The organism is Succinivibrio sp., assembly GCF_045124615.1.
Classification (GTDB): domain Bacteria; phylum Pseudomonadota; class Gammaproteobacteria; order Enterobacterales; family Succinivibrionaceae; genus Succinivibrio; species Succinivibrio faecicola.
Genome location: NZ_JBGVMC010000048.1, coordinates 1 through 7,448 on the forward strand (window position 1 = coordinate 1; position 7,448 = coordinate 7,448).

Genomic DNA, 7,448 nt, shown 5'->3' on the forward strand with positions numbered 1-7,448 from the left:
AACCTGCAATGACTTACTGTTTTATATCGAACATGGAGAGCACAAGACAGCTTTGAACCAAACAACTGTTAATAAGATGTTACAACGCTACAGCACTCAGATTCATGCTAAGCATCCAGACTTTCCAGAAAAATTACACTGCCACCAGCTCCGCCACACCATTGCAACCGTTATGTACAAGAATGGCATTCCCATTTCAATTATTAGGGACTTTTTAGGTCATAGTTCTATAGATACAACCATGATTTATGCAAAATCAGATACAGAAGATATAGCAAAAGCCATTACAAAGGCAGCTGAAAGAACATCAAACCTAGCTAAATCTAGCGGAAATAAAGGATTAAGTGAGGAGGAAAAATTAAATCAATTCTGCTTATTATAGTCAAAATAAAATGCTGAAATAATAAAACGTGATTTTGCTTCAAATAAGGATTTTATGTAGCTAAAAATGCATATTTCAGCATTTTACTTTTTTCCGCATAACTTTGATTATGCGGAATTCCGCATAAAAGAGATAAAGCAACAGCAGAAGGCGTTGTAGGAGATATTACCACCTCAATTATCGCCAAGTGTCGCAACATGAACTTTTTGAGCTTAGCTCAATTGCAAGATGCGGTAAAAGTGAAGCTTAAAGAATACAACGATACACCTTTTCAAAAGCGAGAAGGTACAAGAACTTCAATATGGAAGGAAGTTGAGCAGCTTTCTTTACAGAATCTGCCTATAGTTCCGTATGAAATACCAGAGCGAAAGCTTAATGTAAAGGTATGCTCCGATAGTCATATTATATTCAGAAACAATCACTACTCAGTTTCATACAGATTAAGAGGTGAATTAGTAACAGTTAGTGCAACCGCTACTACTGTGAAGATTTACTTTCAAAACGAGCTTATCGCCTCTCACCCTCGATTTGCTGACACTGATAGGAACAAATATAGCACTCACAAAGAGGATTTACCTCCTGAATTTAATAAACCTAGGTTTGATAAACAAAGGCTTATTGATTGGGCTTCTAAAACAGGACCTAATACCTTAAAGGTGGTGGAAAAAATATTTGATTCTGTCAGCTTTGAAGAACAAGGGTACAACTCGGCTTTGTCAGTACTTAATCTTTCCTCTAAGTATGGCAAGAACCTATTAGAAAGAGCTTGCAGTATAGCTCTTACAAGAGTTAGTACCCCTAGATACGGCCAACTTAAACCTATCATTCTATCTCTCGAAGGTAAATCGGCTACTAATGATCTTAAGCTCCCACAGGATAAAACTCAACCAAGTGACAGCGAAGTTCATTTAAGAGGTGCTGATTACTATAAGAATCTTATTGAAAGCCAACAAAACAGTGTAAATGAAGGCAATAAAACTTTATCAGATGAGGAGCAATTAAATGGCTAATATGAAACCTTTACCAAAAGCATCCGTCTTAAGTTATGACACCATCCAAAAGCTAGTACAACTTAAGTTAAAGGACTTAGCAGATTATGTTAATGAAGTTGAGACTCTAGATGTTTGTGCAGATATGCCTTTTAAAGACAAGTTCTCAATGGTAATCGACCGTTTGTACACTAGTCGTTCTAACGAGACCATACTTAAGTTAAGAAAGTCCGCTCACCTAAGAGAGCCTAAAGCTTTCTTAGATAACATGTACTTTGAAGAAGGTAGGCATCTAAGCAAAGAGACTGTTGTTAATTTGTGCACCTGCGATTTCATGCGTTATGGCAACAATATCGTAATTGAAGGCTCAACTGGTACAGGTAAAACCTACCTTGCCTGCTGTATTGCTAATGCTGCTATTGAGAAATGCTTTAAGGTCAAATACGTAAGAATGCCTGACTTAGATCAGGAATTCTGCGAGTGGAGGGCTACCCCTGAAAAAAGACGCTCAACCTTTAGAAAGAGATTATCCTCACCAGCCTTACTCATTCTAGATGAGTGGTTATCAAGACCAATATCAGAAGAGCTCAAAAGATTGATATTTGATGTTGTTGAGGACAGACTTGGAAAATCAAGTACGATCTTTTGCTCCCAACATAGCTTTAGCAACTGGATGGACCAACTAGGAAGTGGTTGTGAAACAGAAAGCCTTATTGACAGGGTGATCCATAACGCGACCACCATCGTTCTAGATGGTAAATGTAATATGCGTGAGATATCGCAAAAATATAATCTAAATCATAACAGATAGGCGCCAGCAAGCTGACGCTAGAAGTAACGGCGATGGGCTAACGCTCATCGCTATTTTAAAGACATTGATCCAAATAAAAAAATGAGGCGATCCTTTAGTGCGAATTCAAAATGCAAAAATTGCGAATTAAAAGATCCTTTAGTGCGTAATAATCAAAGGTTGTATTAGACCACTAACCATACTTAGAAAAGGTATTTACCACAAAGTAAATCCTGAATACTCTAAGTAACAGTGAATTATTAGGTACCTTGATTTTTTTGTCAGGATCTGATCTAAGATCAATGGGGACCTGTTTCAATTATTCTAGACTAAAAGGTACAGCAGATCTGCTAAGGGAAGGTGTTTTAATTGGAAAGTGAGGAATAATCGGAGATTTGAGAAATAGAGTAACGATCTGATCTTAGAAGGCTAGGTTAGACTCTTGGATTATGATCATCAAGGTATCTTCTGTAATCGTAAGGAGCAAGTCCTTTAACATCAATCTTGTCAAAGTCTGTGATGTTACGCTTGTCATACATCGATATGAGCTCTTTTGTAATGGTACCGTCGGCATGTGTCACAACGATTCTCTCTTTCTTAGGCATACAAAGTCCCATAGCGACACCACGACCTTCCTGCTCTAAAAGCTGCATGCGGTATTTGATATTGGCAACCAGCCAGATTATATAGGACAGAACAGGAACTCTGTTTAAAATACAGGTGTTAACAATAGTCTGATAGTCTGCAAAAGCATGTCCTCCATCCTCTGAACTAAGTGTCATAAAAGCCTTTCTTGAGCAGATACCTAACTTCAGACTACGTTCTGCTTTGGAGGTTGAAAGCTCAATATCCGCACTTTCGGTGAAGCGCTTAAGCTCAGTTTCAAAGTTGAGCAGATAAATAAGAGCAGCAGACTCGGGGTAGCGTTTATTCTGAGTAAATCTGATTACCCCTTCCTTAGAGACTCTTGGTACAATAATCTTAGGATTGTTGGCAATATAAAGTCTGATGGTATCAAACAGAGTATCTGCAATTGGTTGGGAATACTTAGTTCTGGCCTTTAGTAAATCCTGTTTGAATTCTTCGGTGGTGCAGATATAGCCATGCTTTCTGACTACACTAGAGTCAATAACAAACAAAGCGTTTATCAGATAGAATATGGTCAGCAGAGCTACACTGTTATCCGTCAGCTTCTTACCTTTTTTAGTCTGGCGGTACTTCTCCAGATTATCCTTGAAATCAAAGAAAGAAGAGCCTTCAGGCAACAGCTGACTGTATACATCAAGTATTCTGTTATTTCGTAAGTATTTCCACAGACCGCGTCTTCCATGTGTCATGCAGCGACAGCTATTCAGAAATACTCCTTTAATTTTATTTAACTCCTTGATTCCAGCATCATATCCAGCATAGCCATCTGTTAGCAGGTATTTTGGTACAACATTACCGTCCTGATTTTTTAAATCATTCTTGAGTATATCAATTACCACATCAGCACTGCGGGATGGAGATACACAGTACCAGGAAGCTTGTAACTCTGAAGTCCAGGATGTATTCATAGTCCAGATTTGAGATTTGATGCCTTTGCCTTCAGCCTGTTTTATTCTGGCGATATCATTTACCCTTAGTGTACTTTCATCCATGATAATGACAGGACAGTTGCTCAGAATATCCTTTTTAATCTGCTTTGTAACAGAATGCAGATAAGCTCTGGCAAAGGCATTGATTGCACCTGTTAAATGCTCTCTACCAAAGTCAAAGCCGTTTCCTTCAAAATAACAGAATATTCTGTTCTTAGGTGCTCCAAGCTGAGAAAACTGGCTTGCGCAGATGGCATATAATGCTGTAGAGAGTTTTGATTTTATAAAGGCTGGAGCATGGCCGAAAACTTCAGCGTTAAAACCGAAAGGATTGATGACAGGAAGCTTTCCTCCTTCATAGATAAAAGCGTTCTCTGATGGCAGAGAGCTGTCGGTAACAGCGTCCTGATTATTTCTGATTTGTCTATAAAGCTTCTTTCTTTCGCGCTGGACTATTGCTGTATTGCTTACAGGCTCTGCGTCTGAATCTGAATGCTGAGCATCAGCTAAAGCTGATTTATTCACGTTTTTATCTGTCTTAGACTCGTCCTGAACGTGTTCTGAACCTGCCCCGGATGCATTCAAAGCATTGTCTGAATTCTCTACTGTGGCGTCTGAATTTCTGGTGAAATTTACCTGAGAGAATTCAGCTGGATTGATTTCATACTGGGCACCACAGGTGCAGCACTTGACAAGCTGTACAGAAGACAGAACCTTTCTTATATTCTGCAGACTGCCATCCACAGTAAGTGTTTCATTAATGCGCTTGTTCTTGTGCAGATATTTGAAGTCTCGCTGACAACCACACTCACTGCAGTACATTGTAATATCCTGCTTTCCTCCAAATGAGATAATGCCTGCCACTGTATTGCCGGAGGTGGTGGAAACATAGTGTTTTTCCTTTCTTAAGGTCTCATTAAGACTGCTGGTATCATTTTTGAATTCCTCGGCGGAATTCTTAAGTAGAGAGGTTATTTCAAAAAGGCCTTCCGTTCCTGATTTTATTCTGGTGGTACAGCCTGACAGGATCACATTATCAACCTGCTCTGGTGTAAGACCATCAGGATTGTCTTTAACAGGAGCGGCTTTTATTTTATCTGCAGAAACTTTTAATTCAGAGGATTGTTCTTCAAAGTCCTTCTCATCACTATCTTCACGGGTGTATGAAGCTGCTTTTTCAAGCTCAGAAGCCCCATCCTTCTGGGCTTGTGCATCAGAACTGTAATCCTCATTATCCGGCACGACCTGTCCTTTCTTTGTCTTTTCAGAGGTTCCAAGCCCAAGGGCTACATTGCGATGGGTGTAAAGGGCAGAAAGACTGTTTAAGAGGTTGGTAATCAGCCCCTCAAAGTAAATGTTTAGTGATTTGAGGTTATAGATGTCAACCGATGGGATATTTTCATCCTTGAGGCAATCAAAGAAATCGTAATGACGCTCACGGACGTTATCCAGAGCATTGGTCAGCAGATCTTTGAAACTGTTAACCGTTTTGGTTAGCTTTGAAATTTCATCCTGTTTTTTTGATATTTCTTCCTGCTTTTGGGAAATTTCTTCCTTTGTTTTATTTAGCTCTGTTGTTGTAAATGAAAGCTCATTGAGAGTGGATTTAAGCTTTGATTCTGTATTGTTGAGCTCCTGTTTTACAGTAGAAAGCTGCTCTTTGGTCTGAGTTAAGGAGCTCTGCTGTTTTTGCAGCTTTTCAGTGCTTTTTGAAAGCTCGCCTCTGAGATTCTGAATGATTTTTGTCTGATTTTCAGCCTGTTGCTGCATCTTCTTTTCATAATAAGCAGCTATTTCCTCTTTAGTCATTAAGGAAAAGTCTACCTCTCCAGATTTTAGTCCGGAAGGTGAATTCTTAGCTCTTTTTCTGAAAAAATTAATCATGCTCTTTAGATCTGAAAGTAAAATAGTTTTACTATCTTACTTAAAAATCAAAGCAATTAATAGATCTAAAAACTATACATATATTTCTGCAGTAAAAGTATGCACTATAGTTTTTATTTTATTTAACAGGCTATCTTGAGAGGAAAAGCTTTGTCTGGTGCAGTTCCCTCCATCAGCAGTGTCTCCAGCTCATCACGGGTCAAATGAATAGGTATCTGCTCCTCATCAAGCATTACCTGGAATCTGCCCGTATTAAGAATACGAGTGGTACAGTCAATACCACAGGAATCGATATGCAAAAGCTTACAAATCGTCTTTCGCTTATTGAAGGTAACCACTGTAATCTCATCGAGCCCGTTCCATTTGACACCAAGTGAATTTGATGAAATCATGGCTAATAGTCTGTGCATGCCAAAACGACCACAAACTGGTTCTCGAACCATATAGATTTTGCCAGTTCCGGATAGAATAGACATTACTTCCTCCCTATGAATTTATTCCGCTGAGGATTCTGGTGATGACATCCTCGGCTTCTTTTTGAGCCGGGTTAAAGGTTATTTGAATATCGTTGAAGCAGATTTTTATATAGCCATGAGGACTTCTGCTGTTTTTTAGTCTTTGCCTTGGTCTGATTGAATGATGATTATTACGCTGGGGAGCCCAGCGATGATAGTTCCTGATGTTAAATCTCTCTGTTGTTGCAGGATGCTCTTCTTTAGCTACTGGTGTTGGGGATGGGGATGCTAGTAATTTAGAGTCGGCCTCAATTTTAGGTTCAATAGAAATCACCTGTACCTCATTATCTTCAGCAGGAGTGGCTTCCTCAGTGGTCTGGCTCTTTATCTTTTTGATGATATCAAAAATACTTGATTTGGAGATACCAAGCTGGTCGGCAATTGATGTCAGAGAATAATTTCTGTCACGAAAATCTTTTATCAGAGCACAAAGACTTGCAAAGGCAAGTTTCTCTCTTCTAGAATAGATGTCAGTTCCAAGATGTTCTCTGCCGATGCGGTCAATAGTCATTTTACTGAGCTTATACTTGTGACCAAGCTGATATGCACTAAGAGTAGAGGTGGTGATATCTTTAATGATTTCTCTGGTAGTCTGCGGATCGATTTTAATAGTTGCCATGGTGACACACTCCTAAACAAATTTCGTTGCTAGAAGTGTAGTTTTTTATCAACTGAAAAAATAGGTACCTAATAGGCAACTGTTACTAATAAAATACTTCAAATCTTCATAGCATAAGATGCGTCTTGGCTCTTTGATGTTGTAGTGGCTATTGCTGAAATTTCTGTAATAAAGTGGATTTGCATAGGAGGATATTTTTCTAAGTATAGAGATTACATGAGGAGAAACATCTGAATGCTTGACATAAATAGAATCTCTAATGTAAATTTTAAAGATCCCATCTTTGAACATATCTTTTGTAAAGAATTCATGACTATTTTTATAATTTAAGTCCACTTTTTTTGTAGTATCAAGATCGATTTTGGCTAATTCAAAAATATTATCTGAACATTGTTTATATAATTCTTGAGAATAAAAAGATCGATCAGATAAAAGTGATGAAGAAGAAAAACTGTCTCTAGTTGAATTTTTGTATATTTTTGATTTTATAAATGACTCAGATAGTTTTTCTTGAGAGGCTAGCCTTTCAAACTGATACAGATAAGGAACAAAATTCTCATCTAGAAAACAAGAATTGCCTTTCTTTAATGGCTCACATTGCAAAGGTAATGCTACTAGATTACCAAGGCCAATACCTGTTAATCGATCTTGAGCAGGTATCATACGATCAAATGTTTTGTAACTATCTATAT

The 7,448-nt window shown here is 38.3% G+C and carries 7 protein-coding genes; 3 read left to right on the forward strand and 4 right to left on the reverse strand.

What is annotated here, in order from left to right; genetic code table 11:
- The 3 genes from ACJML3_RS01210 to ACJML3_RS01220 all read left to right on the forward strand — a co-directional run.
- The coding region (locus tag ACJML3_RS01210) for a tyrosine-type recombinase/integrase (protein WP_406019911.1) at positions 1-382 on the forward strand (382 nt) is incomplete at its 5' end.
- Between the two features lie 239 nt (positions 383-621).
- On the forward strand, positions 622-1,392 hold the full coding sequence (locus tag ACJML3_RS01215; RefSeq protein WP_406019913.1) for a Mu transposase domain-containing protein: 771 nt from the start codon (positions 622-624) through the stop codon (positions 1,390-1,392).
- Positions 1,385-2,182, forward strand: coding sequence for an ATP-binding protein (locus tag ACJML3_RS01220; RefSeq protein WP_406019915.1), 798 nt, complete (start codon positions 1,385-1,387; stop codon positions 2,180-2,182). Before ACJML3_RS01215 ends, ACJML3_RS01220 begins: the two co-directional genes overlap by 8 nt.
- A 413-nt stretch (positions 2,183-2,595) precedes the next feature.
- On the opposite strand, the gene ACJML3_RS01225 is transcribed toward ACJML3_RS01220, so the two are convergent.
- The 4 genes from ACJML3_RS01225 to ACJML3_RS01240 form a co-directional block, all read right to left on the reverse strand.
- Positions 2,596-5,547 (reverse strand): transposase, encoded by a 2,952-nt coding sequence (locus ACJML3_RS01225; RefSeq protein ID WP_406019917.1) that lies wholly within the window; start codon positions 5,545-5,547, stop codon positions 2,596-2,598.
- Between the two features lie 197 nt (positions 5,548-5,744).
- Complete coding sequence (gene tnpB / locus ACJML3_RS01230; protein ID WP_406019919.1) at positions 5,745-6,098, reverse strand: IS66 family insertion sequence element accessory protein TnpB; 354 nt, start codon at positions 6,096-6,098, stop codon at positions 5,745-5,747.
- A gap of 10 nt (positions 6,099-6,108) precedes the next feature.
- On the reverse strand, positions 6,109-6,756 hold the full coding sequence (locus tag ACJML3_RS01235; RefSeq protein WP_406019921.1) for a hypothetical protein: 648 nt from the start codon (positions 6,754-6,756) through the stop codon (positions 6,109-6,111).
- A 48-nt stretch (positions 6,757-6,804) separates the two neighbouring features.
- Positions 6,805-7,448, reverse strand: a 644-nt coding sequence (locus tag ACJML3_RS01240; protein WP_406019923.1) for a TOTE conflict system archaeo-eukaryotic primase domain-containing protein, incomplete at its 5' end; no start/stop codon positions are given.

Coding starts and splice junctions, on each gene's coding strand:
- tnpB (WP_406019919.1), bottom strand. CDS start 6,098: ATGTCTATTCTATCCGGAACTGGCAAAATCTATATGGTTCGAGAACCA.
- ACJML3_RS01220 (WP_406019915.1), top strand. CDS start 1,385: ATGGCTAATATGAAACCTTTACCAAAAGCATCCGTCTTAAGTTATGAC.
- ACJML3_RS01225 (WP_406019917.1), bottom strand. CDS start 5,547: ATGACTAAAGAGGAAATAGCTGCTTATTATGAAAAGAAGATGCAGCAA.
- ACJML3_RS01235 (WP_406019921.1), bottom strand. CDS start 6,756: ATGGCAACTATTAAAATCGATCCGCAGACTACCAGAGAAATCATTAAA.